The organism is Sphingobium algorifonticola (assembly GCF_004005485.1).
Classification (GTDB): domain Bacteria; phylum Pseudomonadota; class Alphaproteobacteria; order Sphingomonadales; family Sphingomonadaceae; genus Sphingobium; species Sphingobium algorifonticola.
Window position 1 is genome coordinate 103,689 of the sequence record NZ_RZUL01000003.1, and the last position, 16,737, is coordinate 120,425.

The 16,737-nt window shown below is 61.3% G+C and carries 11 protein-coding genes and 1 tRNA gene; 8 read left to right on the plus strand and 4 right to left on the minus strand.

Annotated features, from left to right (window positions below; translation table 11 throughout):
* The first annotated feature begins 186 nt into the window (after window positions 1-186).
* From ENE74_RS09685 to ENE74_RS09695, 3 genes are all read left to right on the plus strand, one after another.
* Window positions 187-468 carry an integration host factor subunit beta gene (locus tag ENE74_RS09685; protein ID WP_127690746.1) on the plus strand — a complete coding sequence of 94 codons (282 nt, stop codon included), beginning with the start codon at window positions 187-189 and terminating at the stop codon, window positions 466-468.
* A gap of 175 nt (window positions 469-643) precedes the next feature.
* A tRNA-Leu gene (locus ENE74_RS09690) sits at window positions 644-727 on the plus strand.
* Window positions 728-842: 115 nt separating this feature from the next.
* Entirely contained in the window at window positions 843-1,142 is a 300-nt protein-coding gene (locus ENE74_RS09695; protein WP_127690747.1) for a hypothetical protein, read from the plus strand.
* Window positions 1,143-1,159: 17 nt separating this feature from the next.
* On the opposite strand, the gene ENE74_RS18230 is transcribed toward ENE74_RS09695, so the two are convergent.
* From ENE74_RS18230 to wecB, 3 genes are all read right to left on the minus strand, one after another.
* On the minus strand, window positions 1,160-1,549 hold the full coding sequence (locus ENE74_RS18230; RefSeq protein ID WP_164847442.1) for a hypothetical protein: 390 nt from the start codon (window positions 1,547-1,549) through the stop codon (window positions 1,160-1,162).
* A gap of 205 nt (window positions 1,550-1,754) precedes the next feature.
* On the minus strand, window positions 1,755-2,036 hold the full coding sequence (locus tag ENE74_RS09700) for a DUF427 domain-containing protein (RefSeq protein ID WP_127690748.1): 282 nt from the start codon (window positions 2,034-2,036) through the stop codon (window positions 1,755-1,757).
* Window positions 2,037-2,116: 80 nt separating this feature from the next.
* Entirely contained in the window at window positions 2,117-3,232 is a 1,116-nt protein-coding gene (gene wecB, locus ENE74_RS09705) for a non-hydrolyzing UDP-N-acetylglucosamine 2-epimerase (RefSeq protein ID WP_127690749.1), read from the minus strand.
* Between the two features lie 129 nt (window positions 3,233-3,361).
* Between wecB and ENE74_RS09710 the strand changes: the two genes are divergently transcribed.
* The 5 genes from ENE74_RS09710 (at window position 3,362) to ENE74_RS09730 (ending at window position 15,110) form a co-directional block, all read left to right on the plus strand.
* On the plus strand, window positions 3,362-4,435 hold the full coding sequence (locus ENE74_RS09710) for a mannose-1-phosphate guanylyltransferase/mannose-6-phosphate isomerase (protein WP_127690750.1): 1,074 nt from the start codon (window positions 3,362-3,364) through the stop codon (window positions 4,433-4,435).
* A 396-nt stretch (window positions 4,436-4,831) separates the two neighbouring features.
* Complete coding sequence (gene rpoB / locus ENE74_RS09715) at window positions 4,832-9,001, plus strand: DNA-directed RNA polymerase subunit beta (protein WP_127690751.1); 4,170 nt, start codon at window positions 4,832-4,834, stop codon at window positions 8,999-9,001.
* A 136-nt stretch (window positions 9,002-9,137) separates the two neighbouring features.
* The gene (gene rpoC / locus ENE74_RS09720) at window positions 9,138-13,388 is read left to right on the plus strand and encodes a DNA-directed RNA polymerase subunit beta' (RefSeq protein WP_127690752.1); all 4,251 of its coding nucleotides are present in this window, start codon (window positions 9,138-9,140) and stop codon (window positions 13,386-13,388) included.
* Between the two features lie 166 nt (window positions 13,389-13,554).
* Entirely contained in the window at window positions 13,555-13,965 is a 411-nt protein-coding gene (locus ENE74_RS09725) for a hypothetical protein (RefSeq protein ID WP_127690753.1), read from the plus strand.
* 77 nt (window positions 13,966-14,042) lie between these two features.
* On the plus strand, window positions 14,043-15,110 hold the full coding sequence (locus ENE74_RS09730) for a PA0069 family radical SAM protein (RefSeq protein ID WP_127691156.1): 1,068 nt from the start codon (window positions 14,043-14,045) through the stop codon (window positions 15,108-15,110).
* Here the strand turns inward: ENE74_RS09730 and ENE74_RS09735 are convergent.
* Entirely contained in the window at window positions 15,107-16,696 is a 1,590-nt protein-coding gene (locus ENE74_RS09735) for a long-chain fatty acid--CoA ligase (protein WP_127690754.1), read from the minus strand. The genes ENE74_RS09730 and ENE74_RS09735 overlap by 4 nt on opposite strands.
* Window positions 16,697-16,737: the final 41 nt, after the last annotated feature.

Sequence of the window (16,737 nt, forward strand, 5' to 3'; positions counted from 1 at the left end):
ACGGGCAACTGTCGCGCCGTTTTTGCGTCTGCGCCATAATGGTGCTTGGCGGCGACTGATCTGTTCTGACACAGGCTTTTGATTTTCCACGAGACTCATGGCTATTACGATGATTGTCAGCGCCGCAGCTTTTAGCTAAGGATCAATATGGCTGCATGTGGGGTGCGGCTTATCGGGGGAGGGGCAATGATCCGCTCGGAATTGATTCAGAAGCTGGCCGACGAAAACCAGGATCTGACGCTCATGGAAATCGAACGGATCGTTGATCTGTTCTTCAAGGAAATCATCGACAGGCTGGCGTCCGGCGGGCGTGTCGAATTGCGTGGGTTCGGTGCATTTACGACACGCGCGCGGGAGGCACGGACGGGCCGCAACCCCCGCACCGGCGAAACGGTGCCGGTTACGGCAAAGCGCGTACCCTATTTCAAACCCGGCAAGGAAATGCGCGAGCGGCTCAACGCCAAATAGCGCGCGCATCCGCGTCACGGGCGGCGGCATGACGGTCGGGGGGCCGCTCATGCCGCCACTTCCGGTCAATCTTTGGGCGGATTGCGGCAGGTGACTTGGCCGCAACCGATTTCCATTCGCAAGAAATGCCGTTAAGGCACCAGCGGGCCGCTCATGTGGCGGCCCGCCGGAAAGTGCGGACGTGGCGAAATCGGTAGACGCGACAGACTTAAAATCTGTTTCCCATGGAGTGCGGGTTCAAGTCCCGCCGTCCGCACCAAGGGGGTGGGATTTCGGGGATATATGGGGTTGTCGGTTGCGACCAGAAGTTGCAATGATGAGGCTCGTAAAATGGTCCTACGAGCGGACATCGATCTGTTTACTATTATCCCTTCATGGACGACGTAACGCGACACGCTGCGCGCCTGCGAATGGTGGAAATTGTCCTTCATTGGGCATGGGACCCAATCGGGATAAGAGGCATTGAAGAAGCCATTGATGAGTATGATCTCTACGCTGGTACAGTCCTCGATATGTTAGAACGCAAAGCAGCCGATCAGGAGGTCGCTGACTATCTGACGTCGATTGAGCGTGACCGGATGGGGCTTCAACCGAGGCCGGAAAAAAATGCCGACGTGGCAGAGATGCTCGGCCATCCCAGCATTCTGAGATTCAGCAGCGAAAGCAACTGCTAACGACCATTTCTAGACGTTTATGTTTTGCAAGTGGTGCTTGGATAGCGAACATAGTCAACAAGGTAACCTTTCTTGCCAAAGGCGACCTGTATGATTGGTTGCCCTGAAGAAAATATAACTCTGTAGAAGCGATCGTCTGATTTTCGGAAAACATAGCGACCGCCCTCTACGTTTGCCGAGATTGGCGCACGCACGATCATTCCCACCTTTCCAAGTTCATATCGAAAAGGAACGGACTCTTCAGTCGCATTTAACCGTAAGCCTCGTGGACCAAGCACAAAAGCAGGCGCAGACGGTGACATGTAGCGCCCGAATACCGGTGATGGGTCTTGTGCTTCCGGCTCGCGAAATTCTGAGCAGCCAAGAAGCAGCAATAATAACAGTGTCGGATGGCTACTTTTCACCATGCGAAAGTATCGCACTTATAATGTGCGTCAATGTCCGCTAAATGGGCTATATGGCCTGATAGCCGCCTGTACGCTACCCAACCTAACCCGTCACTCCAGCGAAGGCTGGGGTCTCAGGCGGACGGAGGATGACGTTGGAAACGTTGCGTGCCTCCGCCAAAGATGCCAGCCTTCGCTGGCATGACGATAGTGGGCCTAATCCGCCTCACCCCACTTCGACACCCTTCCAGAACGCAATCCGGCCACGGATATGCTCAGCCTTCTCCTTTGGGTCAGGATAGTACCAGGCCGCATCGCGGTTCTCCGCGCCGTCGACATGCAGGCTGTGATACTGGGCGGTGCCTTTCCAAGGGCAGAAGCTGGTCGTGGCGCTGGGCCGCAGGAATGCGGGGTCGACGGCATCCGCCGGAAAATAATGATTGCCCTCGACGATCACCGTATCGTCGCTGCTGGCGATCACAGCGCCGTTCCATCTTGCTTCCACCATGATGCTCTCCTTCAGTGGCGCAAGTCGGGGGCGCCGGCGGATGTTTCAAGCCTGAATCCGCAATCCCCCTGCCCGCTTGTTCAAATGTCGCCGCCGATAATGCGCGCAATCCGTCCGCTCGCGCGACCATCGCCGAACGGATTGTGCGCGCGCGCCATTTCGGCATAAGCCGCCTCGTCGTTGAGCAGCGCGAAAACCTCCGCCACGATCCGCGCCCGGTCGGTGCCGACCAGTTTCGCCGTGCCTGCGGCTATGCCTTCGGGCCGTTCCGTCGTTTCGCGCATTACCAGCACCGGCTTGCCCAGCGACGGCGCTTCCTCCTGCACACCGCCGCTGTCAGTCAGCACCAGATAGCAGATGTCGAGCAGCCGCACGAAATGTGGATAGTCGAGCGGATCGATCAGTGCGACATGGGGAAGGTCCGCCAGCGCGGCATCCATGACGCGCCGGACATTGGGATTGGGATGGACAGGGAAGATCACCGCGACATCAGCGCGCGCAGCAATGTCACGCACGGCACCGGCGATCGCATCCATACCGCCGCCGAAGTTTTCGCGCCGGTGGCTGGTCACCGCGACGATGCGACGCCCCGCGAACCGTGTCGCCAGATCATCCAGACCGCAGGCGAGGCCCGGTTCGGCGTCTATGCGCGCCTTCGTCGCGAGAAGCGCGTCGATTACGGTATTGCCCGTCACATGAATTCCGGCCGGATCGCGCCCCTCGGCCAGCAGTGCGTCGGCGGCACCCTGCGTCGGGGCGAAGTTCATGTCCGCGATGCAGGCGACGACGCGCCGGTTCACTTCTTCCGGCCAGGGGTGATGGATGTCGCCGCTGCGCAATCCCGCCTCGACGTGCGCGACCGGAATCTTGCGGTAATAAGCGGCAAGACTTGCCACCATGGTCGTCAGTGTGTCGCCATGAACGAGCACCCGGTCGGGCTGCTCCGCGTCGAATGCCTTGCCCAGTTGGACGATAAGTGTCGCGGTCAGCCCGTCGAGCGTCTGGTTGGGTGTCATGACGTCAAGATCGATGTCGGGCACGATCCCGGCGATTTCCAGCACCTGATCAAGCAGACCGCGATGCTGCGCCGTCACGCATACGCGCACGTCGATACCGGGTGCGGCGCGCAGCGCGTGGATGACGGGGAACAGTTTGATGGCTTCGGGCCGCGTCCCGAATACGCAGAGAATCTTCATGCAGCCCTCGTGGCAGAATTGATGCGCAATATGGCTGCAATTCCTTCAAAAGCGATAAACGGCGCTACCGCGATGGTGTACGCCATGCTAGTGGCGCGCCCAATCAAGACGATAAGGACTTTGTTTTCCATGACGCTTTCGGTGGTTCCCGTCATTCTCTCCGGCGGTTCAGGCACCCGGCTCTGGCCCATGTCACGGCCCGAACGCCCCAAGCAACTCCTGGCGTTGACCGCTGCCGAAACGATGCTGCAACTCACTGTCCGTCGTGCGATGCCTGGTCCCGACAGCACGCTCGATTTCGGTGTTCCCATCATCGTTGCCAACGCGGCTCATGCGGACCTGATCGAATCGCAACTGGCCGATATCGGCGTCCGCGACAGCCGCATTCTGCTCGAACCCGAAGGACGCAATACCGCACCTGCCATCGCGCTCGCGGCGCTGGCGGCCCGGACGCCGTCGGATGCGCTGCTGGTCATGCCCAGCGATCATGTCATCGCCGACCTGCCTGCCTTTCACGCTGCCATCGCCCGTGCGCTGCCATTGGTGGAACAAGGATGGCTGGTCACGTTCGGCATTACGCCTGATGCACCGGAAACGGGCTATGGCTACATCAAAACCGGCGAGGCCCTGGAACCCGGTGTTCACCGCGTCGACAGGTTTATCGAAAAGCCCGACGCCGCGCGTGCTGCGGCGATGCTGGCCGAAGGCGGGCATGCCTGGAACGCCGGCATATTCCTGTTCCGGGCCGATGCCTATCTTGCCGCACTGGAGACCCATCAGCCAGCGATGCTGGCCGCGAGCCGGGAGGCCATCGACAATGCTCGGCGCGACGGCCTGCGCCTGTATCCATGCGCTACGGCGTTTGGGGCCTGCCCTTCCGATTCGATCGACTATGCCGTGATGGAAAAGGCGGACAAGGTGGCCTGCGTTCCGGTGTACATGGGTTGGTCGGACGTCGGGAGCTGGGATTCGTTGCATGCGATTAGCGCCACGGACGGCGCGAACAACAGCCTGCGTGGCGACGTCGTCGCATTGGGGAGCACCGGCTGCATCGTGCACAGCGACGGACCCACGGTCGCGATGTCGGGCGTCAAGGATCTGATCGTCGTGGTGTCGAACGGCAACATTCTCATTCTGCCGCGTGGCCAGTCGCAGGATGTCAAGAAATTGACCGAAGCACTCAAGGCGCGCGACGTGGCATGACCGGGTTTCGGGCGCGCCCCAGATTGTGGCACTGGTGCGCGGCCTTCCTGATGCTGTTTGTCGTCCAGACAATCGTTCCGCTCGTTGCTCTTTTCATTTAACGGGCATGAGCCTCTTAACATTCTCCAACAGGCTCGCTATATGCGCTGCTCGAGTTACCGGCCACGTCCCGCCTCCCCGGCGCGGATCGGCCAGCCTTCCATCGCCCGAGCAACGGTCCATTTTGCGCATGGACCGCTACGAATGGGGCGGAAACGCGAAGGTTCTGCCAGACGCTGACAGTGCGGATCGGACAGCCCCGACCCGCACTTTTTTGCGTCGCTATGGCAGCGCGAATCGGCTGAACCTTCGCTGTGATGCGAAGAAAATAGTGCGAATTAAAAGGCAGGACCAAGCATGGCGACCAAGGCAGCTCCCCCCGCAGGCATGATGACGGGCGCAAAGAAGCGCATCCGCAAGGTGTTCGGCAACATCCACGAAGTCGTGCAGATGCCCAACCTCATTGAGGTGCAGCGGGAAAGCTATGAGCAGTTTCTCCGCTCCGATCCTTCGATCGGCTATGTCTCTGGCCTGGAAAAGACGCTGCGCAGTGTATTCCCCATTCGCGATTTCGCGGGCACGGCGGAAATGGACTTCGTGCAATATGTGCTGGAAGATCCCAAGTACGATACCGAGGAATGCCGCCAGCGCGGGATCACTTATGCCGCGCCGATGCGCGTCACGCTCCGTCTGATCGTGTTCGAAGTCGATCAGGATACCGACACTCGCTCGGTCCTCGATATCAAGGAGCAGGACGTCTACATGGGCGACATGCCGCTCATGACGCACAACGGCACCTTCATCATCAACGGCACCGAACGCGTCATCGTAAGCCAGATGCACCGGTCGCCGGGCGTGCTGTTCGATCATGACCGTGGTAAGACTCACGCCTCGGGCAAATATCTCTTTGCCGCGCGCGTCATCCCCTATCGCGGCTCGTGGCTCGATTTCGAGTTCGATGCGAAGGACATCGTGAACGTCCGTATCGACCGCAAGCGCAAGCTGCCGGTTACCGCCTTGCTCTTCGCCCTCGGCCTCAATGCCGAGGATATTCTGGGCCACTTCTACAACAAGGTGACGTTCGTTCGCGGCGAAGGCGGCTGGAAGATTCCCTTCGCGCCTGAAGCCTGGCGCGGCCAGAAGCCCGCTTTCGACATCGTTGATGGCGATTCGGGCGAAGTCGTGTTCCCCGCTGGCGCAAAGATTTCCCCCCGTGCCGCCAACAAGGCGGAAAAGGACGGTCTGAAAAACCTGCTGATCCCGACCGAGGAAATCTTCGGTCGCTACAGCGCCTATGATCTGGTGAACGACGCGACCGGCGAAATCTACATTGAGGCAGGCGACGAAGTGTCGCCGGAAAATCTCGAAAAGCTCGACAAGGCTGGCATCGAGACGCTCGAACTGCTCGATATCGATCATGTGACGACGGGTCCGTGGATCCGCAACACGCTCAAGGCCGACAAGGCTGAAGATCGCGATCACGCTCTTTCGGACATCTATCGCGTCATGCGCCCCGGTGAACCGCCGACGCGCGAAACGGCCGAGGCGCTGTTCGATGGCCTGTTCTTCGATCCCGAACGCTACGACCTGTCGGCTGTGGGCCGGGTGAAGCTCAACATGCGCCTCGAGCTGGACGCAGAAGATACCGTCACCACCTTGCGCCGTGAGGATATTCTCGCGGTCGTCAAGGAGCTGGTGAACCTCAAGGACGGCAAGGGCGAAATCGACGACATCGACAATCTCGGCAACCGTCGTGTGCGTTCGGTCGGCGAGCTTCTGGAAAACCAGTATCGTGTCGGCCTGCTCCGCATGGAACGCGCGGTCAAGGAACGCATGTCCAGCGTCGACGTATCGACGGTTATGCCCAACGATCTCATCAACGCAAAGCCTGCGGTCGCCGCCGTGCGCGAGTTCTTCGGCTCCTCGCAGCTTTCGCAGTTCATGGACCAGACCAACCCGCTCTCGGAAGTCACCCACAAGCGCCGCGTGTCGGCGCTCGGGCCGGGCGGTCTCACCCGTGAGCGCGCAGGCTTCGAAGTCCGCGACGTCCATCCGACGCATTATGGCCGCATCTGCCCGATCGAGACGCCCGAAGGCCCGAACATCGGTCTCATCAACAGCCTGGCGACGTTCAGCCGCGTGAACAAGTACGGCTTTATCGAAACGCCGTATCGGAAGATTGTCGACAACAAGGTGACGGATGAGTTCGTTTATCTGTCGGCGATGGAAGAGGCGAAGCACACGATCGCGCAAGCCAATGCCGACACCGATGCCGACGGCCATTTCGTCGAGGATCTCGTCTCCGCCCGTCAGGCCGGCGAGTTTCTGATGGCGCCGCGCGATACCGTCACGCTCATGGACGTCTCGCCCAAGCAGCTCGTTTCGGTTGCCGCATCGCTCATTCCCTTCCTGGAAAATGACGACGCCAACCGCGCGCTCATGGGATCGAACATGCAGCGTCAGGCCGTGCCACTGGTGCGGGCCGAGGCGCCGTTCGTCGGGACCGGGATGGAAGAAACGGTGGCCCGCGATTCGGGTGCCGCCATCGCGGCCCGGCGTTCGGGCATCGTCGATCAGGTCGATGCGACTCGCATCGTGATTCGCGCGACCGACGATGTCGAACCCGGCAAGTCGGGCGTCGATATCTACACGCTCATGAAGTTCCAGCGGTCGAACCAGGATACCTGCATCAACCAGCGTCCGCTGGTGAAGGTCGGCGATCTGGTGACCGGCGGTGATGTGATTGCCGACGGTCCGTCCACCGAGTTCGGCGAGCTTGCGCTGGGTCGCAACACCCTCGTCGCGTTCATGCCGTGGAATGGCTACAACTATGAAGACTCGATCCTGATCTCCGAACGGATCGTGAAGGATGACGTCTTCACCTCGATTCACATCGAGGAGTTCGAAGTCATGGCCCGCGACACCAAGCTGGGCCCGGAAGACATCACCCGCGATATCCCCAATGTCGGCGAAGAGGCGCTCCGCAACCTCGATGAAGCGGGCATCGTCTATATCGGTGCCGAAGTGGAGCCGGGCGATATCCTGGTCGGCAAGATCACGCCGAAGGGCGAATCGCCGATGACGCCTGAAGAAAAACTGCTGCGCGCCATCTTCGGCGAAAAGGCGTCGGACGTGCGCGACACCTCGCTGCGCTTGCCGCCTGGCGTTGCCGGTACGGTCGTCGAAGTCCGTGTGTTCAACCGCCACGGCATCGACAAGGACGAGCGCGCCATGGCGATCGAGCGGGAGGAAATCGACCGCCTCGCCAAGGATCGCGAGGACGAGCGCGCCATTCTCAATCGCGCGACCTTCAACCGGTTGAAGGAACAGCTTCTCGGCCAGACCGCAACCGCAGCGCCGAAGGGCATCAAGAAGGGCGTCGTGATCGACGAGGCTCTGCTGGACGAAGTCGAACGCTACGACTGGTGGAAGTTCGCCGTTGCCGACGACAGCGTTCAGGTGTCGCTGGAGGCGATCAAGGGCCAGTATGACGAAGCGGTCAAGACGATTGTCGATCGCTTCGAGGATCGCGTCGAAAAGCTCCAGCGCGGTGACGAACTCCCGCCGGGTGTTCTCAAGATGGTGAAGGTGTTCGTCGCGGTGAAGCGCAAGCTGCAACCGGGCGACAAGATGGCCGGTCGCCACGGGAACAAGGGGGTTATTTCCCGCATCCTTCCCGTCGAGGACATGCCGTTCCTGGCCGATGGCACCCATGTTGATATCGTGCTCAACCCGCTGGGTGTGCCGAGCCGCATGAATGTCGGGCAGATCTTCGAGACCCATCTGGGCTGGGCTGCGCGCGGCCTTGGTCAGCAGATCAAGGCGGCGCTGGAAGACTGGCGCGAGGCGAACCCGAACCCCGAAGGCGCAGCACCGCCCGAGGCCGTCAAGGATCGTCTCAAGACCGTCTATGGCGAGAAATATCATGACGAGATCGAGGCGCGCAGCCCCGACCAGATCATCGAGCTTGCCTCGCATCTGACCAGCGGTGTGCCGATGGCGACGCCGGTGTTCGACGGTGCCCGCGAAGCCGACGTGTCCGACATGCTGGCGCTCGCGGGGCTGGATACATCGGGCCAGAGCGATCTCTACGACGGCCGGACCGGCGACAAGTTCGACCGCAAGGTCACGGTGGGCTATATCTACATGCTGAAGCTGCATCACCTTGTCGACGACAAGATCCATGCCCGCTCGATCGGCCCCTACAGCCTCGTTACCCAGCAGCCGCTGGGCGGCAAGGCGCAGTTCGGTGGCCAGCGTTTCGGGGAAATGGAGGTCTGGGCGCTCCAGGCTTATGGTGCCGCCTATACGCTGCAGGAAATGCTGACGGTGAAGTCGGACGACGTCGTCGGCCGTACCAAGGTCTACGAAGCGATCGTCAAGGGCGACGACACGTTCGAAGCCGGCATCCCGGAGAGCTTCAACGTGCTCGTCAAGGAAATGCGCTCGCTGGGCCTCAACGTCGAACTTACCGCGCTCGATGCGCTGGCGGACGACGACGACGGTCCCGCGCTGGCGGCGGAATAGAATAATCCCTCCCTCTCCCCTTCAGGGGAGAGGGCCGGGGAGAGGGGAAGTCATGGCGACTTCCGGGCTTTACAGCCCCCTCTCCCAAACCCTCTCCCCTGAAGGGGAGAGGGCTTAAGGAACAAAGGACAGGCATATGAACGAACTGACCAACTTCGCAAATCCGATCGTAAAGCCGGAAACCTTCGACCAGATCCAGATCGGCCTCGCGTCCCCCGAGCGCATCCGTTCCTGGTCCTTCGGCGAGATCAAGAAGCCCGAAACCATCAACTATCGCACGTTCAAGCCGGAACGTGACGGCCTGTTCTGCGCGCGCATCTTCGGTCCGATCAAGGATTACGAGTGCCTGTGCGGCAAGTATAAGCGGATGAAGTATAAGGGCATCGTCTGCGAAAAATGCGGCGTCGAAGTCACTGTGTCGAAGGTTCGCCGTGAGCGGATGGGCCATATCGAGCTGGCCGCGCCGGTCGCGCACATCTGGTTCCTCAAGTCCTTGCCCTCGCGCATCGGTCTGCTGCTCGACATGCAGTTGAAGCAGCTTGAGCGCGTCCTTTATTTCGAAAGCTATATCGTGATCGAGCCGGGTCTGACCCCGCTCGACAAATATCAGCTTCTCAATGAAGACGAACTGCTCGACGCGCAGGACCAGTACGGCGAAGACGCTTTCTCGGCCGGCATCGGTGCCGAAGCCGTCAAGCAGATGCTGATGGACCTCGACCTGGAAGGCGAGAAGGAAATCCTGCTCAAGGATCTCGCCGAAACCAAGTCGGAACTGAAGCCGAAGAAGATCATCAAGCGCCTCAAGGTCGTCGAGAGCTTCCTGGAATCGGGCAACCGCCCCGAATGGATGATCCTGGACGTCGTCCCGGTCATTCCGCCCGAACTGCGTCCGCTGGTGCCGCTGGACGGCGGCCGCTTCGCGACGTCCGATCTCAACGACCTCTATCGCCGCGTCATCAACCGCAACAACCGCTTGAAGCGTTTGATGGAGTTGCGCGCGCCGGACATCATCGTCCGCAACGAAAAGCGCATGTTGCAGGAAGCGGTCGACGCGCTGTTTGACAATGGTCGCCGTGGCCGCGTCATCACCGGCGCGAACAAGCGTCCGTTGAAGTCGCTGTCCGACATGCTCAAGGGCAAGCAGGGCCGCTTCCGCCAGAACCTGCTCGGCAAGCGCGTCGACTATTCGGGCCGGTCGGTCATCGTGACCGGGCCGGAATTGAAGCTGCACCAGTGCGGCCTGCCGAAGAAGATGGCGCTCGAACTGTTCAAGCCGTTCATCTACGCACGCCTCGATGCCAAGGGTCTGTCGATGACCCTGAAGCAGGCGAAGAAGTGGGTGGAAAAGGAGCGCAAAGAAGTCTGGGACATCCTGGACGAGGTCATCCGTGAGCATCCCGTGATGCTCAACCGCGCACCCACGCTGCATCGTCTTGGCATTCAGGCGTTCGAGCCTGTGCTGATCGAAGGCAAGGCGATCCAGCTTCACCCGCTGGTCTGCTCGGCGTTCAACGCCGACTTCGATGGCGACCAGATGGCCGTGCACGTGCCGCTGAGCCTTGAGGCGCAGCTGGAAGCGCGCGTCCTGATGATGTCCACCAACAACATCCTGTCGCCCGCGAACGGCAAGCCGATTATCGTCCCCTCGCAGGACATGGTCCTCGGCATCTATTATCTGTCGATGGAACGCGAAGGCGAGCCGGGCGAAGGCATGATCCTGTCCGACATGCAGGAAGTGCATCAGGCGCTGTTCGCTAAGGCCGTGACCTTGCACAGCAAGATCAACAGCCGTGTGCCGCAGACCGACGAGAACGGCAAACGCTATATGAAGCGTTATGAAACCACCCCTGGCCGCATGCTGCTGGGCGAATGCCTGCCGCAGAGCCACAAGGTGCCGTTCGACGTCATCAACCGCCTGCTGACCAAGAAGGAAATCGGCGACGTCATCGATCAGGTCTATCGTCACACCGGCCAGAAGGACACGGTGCTGTTCGCTGACGCCATCATGGCGCTAGGCTTCAAGCATGCCTTCCAGGCCGGCATTTCCTTCGGCAAGGATGACATGGTCATTCCGGACTCCAAGGTCGGCACCGTGGACGAGACCAAGGCGCTGGTGAAGGATTATGAGCAGCAGTATCAGGACGGTCTCATCACCCAGCAGGAAAAGTACAACAAGGTGATCGACGCCTGGTCGCGTTGCGGCGATGTCGTGGCGAACGCGATGATGGACGAAATCCGGGCGCAGCCGAAGGACGCGAACGGCCGGATGGCGCCCATCAACTCGATCTACATGATGGCGCACTCCGGTGCCCGTGGTAGCCAGGCGCAGATGAAGCAGCTTGCCGGGATGCGCGGCCTGATGGCCAAGCCTTCGGGCGAGATCATCGAAACGCCGATCATCTCGAACTTCAAGGAAGGCCTGACCGTCCTTGAATATTTCAACTCCACCCACGGCGCCCGCAAGGGTCTGGCCGACACCGCGCTCAAGACGGCGAACTCGGGCTATCTCACCCGCCGTCTGGTCGACGTCAGCCAGGATTGCACGATCGTCGAGGAAGATTGTGGCACCAGCCGCGCGCTGGAAATGAAGGCGATCGTACAGGGCGGCAGCGTGATTGCCTCGCTCGGCGAACGTATCCTTGGCCGTACCACGGCGGAGGACATCGTCGATCCGAAGGACAACAGCGTTGCCATCCCCGAAGGCACCTTGCTGGACGAAGCCTTGATCCTGAAGATCGAGGCGATTGGTACGCAGGCTGTAAAAATCCGCTCGCCCCTTATCTGCGAGAGCAAGATGGGCGTGTGCGGCAAGTGCTACGGGCGTGATCTGGCTCGCGGTACTCCGGTCAACATCGGCGAAGCGGTTGGCGTCATCGCGGCGCAGTCCATCGGAGAGCCGGGCACGCAGCTTACGATGCGGACCTTCCACATCGGCGGCGCGGCGCAGCTCAACGAAACGTCGAACCTGGAAGCGGTGGCAGACGGTACGCTCGAACTGCTCGACATGCCGACGATCACCGACAGCCGTGGCCGTCGCCTCAGCCTTGCCCGCAATGGCGAGCTGGCGATCATCGATCAGGAAGGCCGCGAGCGCGCGGTCCATCGTCTGCCTTATGGTGCGACGATCCTGTTCGAAAATGGCGCGCCGGTGAAGCTGGGCGATCGCATCGCCGAGTGGGATCCCTTCACCATGCCGGTCATCACCGAAAAGCCCGGCGTCGTGAAGTATCAGGATCTGATCGACGGCAAGACTCTGGTGGAGCAAACCGACGAAGCGACGGGCATCGCCCAGCGCGTCGTCACGGAGTTCCGCGGATCAGCACGGTCGAAGGAAGACCTGCGGCCGCGCCTCACCCTGCTCGACGATGGCAGCGGCGAAGCGGCGCGTTACATGCTGGCGATCGGTGCCACGCTCTCGGTCGAGGACGGGCAGACCGTTCAGGCCGGTGACGTGCTCGCCCGCGTCAGCCGCGAAGCTGCCAAGACGCGCGACATCACCGGCGGTCTGCCGCGCGTCGCCGAACTGTTCGAGGCCCGCAAGCCGAAGGACAATGCGATCATCGCCAAGGTCTCCGGCCGGGTGCAGTTCCTCAAGGATTACAAGGCGAAGCGCAAGATCGCCATCGTGCCCGAGGACGGCGGCGAGCCAGTCGAATATCTGATCCCCAAGAGCAAGGTGATCGACGTGCAGGAAGGCGACTTCGTGAAGCGCGGCGACAATCTGATCGGTGGCTCGCCTGATCCGCACGATATTCTCGAAGTGCTCGGCATTGAGCCTTTGGCCGAATATCTCGTGTCGGAAATCCAGGAAGTCTATCGCTTGCAGGGCGTGAAGATCAACGACAAGCATATCGAGACGATCGTGCGCCAGATGCTGCAAAAGGTGGAAATCACCGACGGCGGTGAAACCACCCTGCTGGCGGGCGAACAGGTCGATGCGGAGGAAATGCACGAGATCAATGCCAAGCTGTCACCGGGGCAGCAGCCTGCGGTCGGCAAGCCCGTGTTGCTCGGCATCACCAAGGCGTCGCTCCAGACTCGCAGCTTCATCTCGGCGGCGTCCTTCCAGGAAACCACCCGCGTCCTTACCGAGGCTGCGGTGCAGGGTAAGAAGGATACGCTCGTCGGTCTGAAGGAAAACGTCATCGTCGGCCGCCTGATCCCGGCCGGCACCGGTGCAGGCATGAACCGTCTGCGCGTGGCGGCCTCCAGCCGCGACGCCGCGCTGCGCGCCCAGATCAGAGGGCTTCAGGCCCATCTGATCGCGCCGCAGACCGCCGCCGAGGAACATGCCGCAGAATTGCAGCAGGGACCGGAAGCGGCGATCGGTGACGATCCTCTGGGTGCCGTTCAGGGTGAAGACTTCACCACGAGCGACATGGACTGAGGGATCGGGAGCGATCCTGACGAGCATGATCCGTTGACCAAAAATATCCGTCGGAGGCTGTCCTCCGGCGGATATTTTCGTTTCGGGAACCGGACCGGACATGTTCGGTTATATGCCTCGCAAGCCATTGCCGTGAAAATCGGCGTCGCGAGGGAACGGGCTGGATATGGCCGGACGTAGCATTGTTGCAGTGGCCGCGACATTCGGGCTTGCCGGGGTGGTCGGCGTCACGCTTGGGCAGTTCGCGATCACGCAACCGCATAGGCCTTTGGAAGCCAACGCGATTGCCGATCAGGTCGGCAATCCCGACGCTTCTTATGGCCCGCCCTCTTCGGTCTACGCGGAAGCCGCGCGGCTCAACGACGCTGTTGCGCCTGCCCCCGTTTGCAAGGGCTGCGGCCCTACACTCGCCCAACGGCGCGATAACGCCTATTTCGGCGATACGGACATATCATCTGCGGACGGCAGCACGCTTGGTCCCAATGATGGCAGGCAATCGGCTGGCGACGCCTATGACCTGGAAACAGCGGAGGCATATTCCGACAGCCTCCCGGATGCCGCCCCGGAAACGCTGTAGCTTCCATCATCACCCCGATGGTTTCGTCACGGACAGGCGGCGCTTGCAAATATGTTCCTTTTATGTTCTCATCCCCTATGGCTGGCATCAGGGGACGGGGCGCAACGCAAAACAACGAAAGCGACCGCTTCTCGACAGCCCAGCGTCTTGAGGATGGGGACTGGCGCGATATGGCTGCCGACGTGGACGGCGTAGCGGCCCCGCCACGCACCAGCGTCACGATCGAGCGTGCCCGCACCATCATAGCCCGCAATGCATCGCCCGACATCGGCTTTGACCAGTCGATCAATCCCTATCGCGGCTGCGAGCACGGGTGCATTTATTGCTTCGCCCGGCCGTCGCATGCCTGGCATGATCTGTCGCCGGGTCTGGATTTCGAAACCAAGCTATTCGCCAAGCCCGATGCCGCTGCGCTGCTCCGGCGGGAACTGGGGCGACGTGGCTATGTGGTGTCGCCGATCGCAATGGGGACCAACACCGATCCGTATCAGCCAATCGAGCGCGACTGGCACATTACCCGCCAATGCATCGAAGTGCTCGCGGAAACGCGGCATCCGTTGTTCATCACCACCAAATCAGACCGTGTGCTGCGCGATATCGACTTGTTGTCGGCCATGGCGCGGGACAATCTTGTGGCTGTCGGGATATCGGTAACGACTCTGGATGCCAAGGTCGCAAGTACGTTGGAGCCGCGCGCGACGCATCCCGAAAGGCGCATCGCGGCGATCGCCCGGCTGGCCGATGCCGGAGTACCCGTCCATGCCTGCGTGTCCCCCGTGATACCGGCGATTACCGATCATGAAATTGAAACGATCGTCGCGCGCGTCGCTGCGGCGGGTGCGCAGGGCGTGTTCTGGATCCCCGTGCGCCTGCCGCACGAAGTTGCGCCACTGTTTCGCGCGTGGCTGGATGCGCATTATCCCGACCGGGCGTCGAAGGTCATGGCCATCATACGGGACATCCGCGGCGGGCGGGACAATGACCCGCGTTTCGGCCATCGAATGCGAGGTCAAGGCGTGTGGGCAGAGCTGATCCGCGCTCGCTTTGCCAAGGCCAAGGCAAAGGCTGGTCTGCCCGAAACGCGTACTGTGCTGCGCTCTGACCTTTTCCGGCCGCCAGAAGGCGATCAGTTGCGCCTGCTCTAATCGGCCAGCACGACCGATGCGTATGTTTCCCGCAACGCGGTCTTGAGCAATTTGCCGGTTGCCGTGTGCGGCAGGCTGTCGGCGAAGAGGATGCGGTCCGGTAGCCACCATTTGGCCACCCGCGTGGCCAGATGCGCCCGTATGTCGGCCTCGCTGACGTCCGATTCGCCCTTGCGGACAACGATCAGAATGGGGCGTTCGTCCCATTTCGGATGCGGCAAGCCGATTGCCGCGGCTTCGGCGACCCCCGGACAGCCGATGGCTTCGTTTTCCAGGATGACCGAACTGATCCATTCGCCGCCGGACTTGATAACGTCCTTGGCCCGATCCTTGATCTGCATGATACCGTCCGGTCGGATAATCGCGACGTCGCCGGTATCGAACCAGTTGTCGGCATCGACCGCAGGGCCACTGTCGTCGCCGAAATAGCGGGCGATCACCCAAGGTCCGCGCACCTGCAACCGCCCGGCTGTCTTGCCATCGCGCGGCAGCACAGCCCCATCGTCATCGACCAGCCGCATTTCCACCCCATAGGGCACGCCTCCCTGATGCGCGAGCAGATCGAGCTGTGCGGCACGTGGCAGCGTGGGGAAGTCAGCCGCCTTGCGCGAGACCGTGCCGATCGGCGAAAGCTCGGTCATGCCCCACAGGTGGCTGACGCCGATCCCCATGTCCATCAACCGGTTGACCATGGCGCCGGGTGCCGCCGAACCCCCGATGACAACCCGCGTCAGTGGCGGCGGGACGACCCCTGTGGCATCGGCATGCGCCAGCACGCCGAGCCATACCGTCGGAACCGCCGCGCTGTGCGTCACCTTTTCATCATGCATGAGGCGGCATAGCAACGCGGGATCGTTGACCGCCGAAAGCACCAGTTTCGATCCGGCCATCGGTGCGGCAAACGGAATGCCCCATCCGCAGACGTGAAACTGCGGAACAACGGGCAGGATGCAGCTTTCAGGCCCAAGCCCGAAACAGGCGGGCATGATGGCCGTCATCGCATGCAACACAGACGAGCGATGGCTGTACAGCACACCTTTCGGATTGCCGGTCGTGCCGCTGGTGTAGCACAGCATGCAGGGATCGCGTTCGTCGCCCTGTGCCCATGCAAAGTCGTCGTCTTCATCAGCGATCGCGTCAGCATAATGGCCCGCCGTACCATCGAAGCGGATGAAATGAGTGACGCTCGGCAAGCGCGGCTTCAGGCGTTCGACCAGCGGGGCAAAGGTGGCGTCATACAGCAGGACGCGATCTTCGGCGTGATTGGCAATATAGGCGATCTGGTCTTCGAACAGGCGCGGGTTGATCGTATGCAGCACTGCGCCCATGCCCGTTGCGCCATACCAGGATGATACATGGCGGCCGTGGTTCATCGCCAGCGTCGCCACCCTGTCACCCGGCTTTACGCCCTGCCTTACCAGATGACGTGCGAAGCGGCGTGCGTCGCTGTGGATCGTGCCCCAGGTGCTGCGCTCCACCAGGCCATCGGCATAGACGCTGACCACTTCCTGCAAGCCATATTCACGCGCCGCATGATCGATGATGGTAGACAAGCGCAGCGCGAAATCCTGCATTCCGCCAATCATCGTCACTCTCCTGTCGGCATTCTTATCGTTCGATGGTGCCC

Coding starts and splice junctions, on each gene's coding strand:
- ENE74_RS09685 (WP_127690746.1), top strand. CDS start 187: ATGATCCGCTCGGAATTGATTCAGAAGCTGGCCGACGAAAACCAGGAT.
- ENE74_RS09695 (WP_127690747.1), top strand. CDS start 843: ATGGACGACGTAACGCGACACGCTGCGCGCCTGCGAATGGTGGAAATT.
- ENE74_RS18230 (WP_164847442.1), bottom strand. CDS start 1,549: ATGGTGAAAAGTAGCCATCCGACACTGTTATTATTGCTGCTTCTTGGC.
- ENE74_RS09700 (WP_127690748.1), bottom strand. CDS start 2,036: ATGGTGGAAGCAAGATGGAACGGCGCTGTGATCGCCAGCAGCGACGAT.
- wecB (WP_127690749.1), bottom strand. CDS start 3,232: ATGAAGATTCTCTGCGTATTCGGGACGCGGCCCGAAGCCATCAAACTG.
- ENE74_RS09710 (WP_127690750.1), top strand. CDS start 3,362: ATGACGCTTTCGGTGGTTCCCGTCATTCTCTCCGGCGGTTCAGGCACC.
- rpoB (WP_127690751.1), top strand. CDS start 4,832: ATGGCGACCAAGGCAGCTCCCCCCGCAGGCATGATGACGGGCGCAAAG.
- rpoC (WP_127690752.1), top strand. CDS start 9,138: ATGAACGAACTGACCAACTTCGCAAATCCGATCGTAAAGCCGGAAACC.
- ENE74_RS09725 (WP_127690753.1), top strand. CDS start 13,555: ATGGCCGGACGTAGCATTGTTGCAGTGGCCGCGACATTCGGGCTTGCC.
- ENE74_RS09730 (WP_127691156.1), top strand. CDS start 14,043: ATGGCTGGCATCAGGGGACGGGGCGCAACGCAAAACAACGAAAGCGAC.
- ENE74_RS09735 (WP_127690754.1), bottom strand. CDS start 16,696: ATGATTGGCGGAATGCAGGATTTCGCGCTGCGCTTGTCTACCATCATC.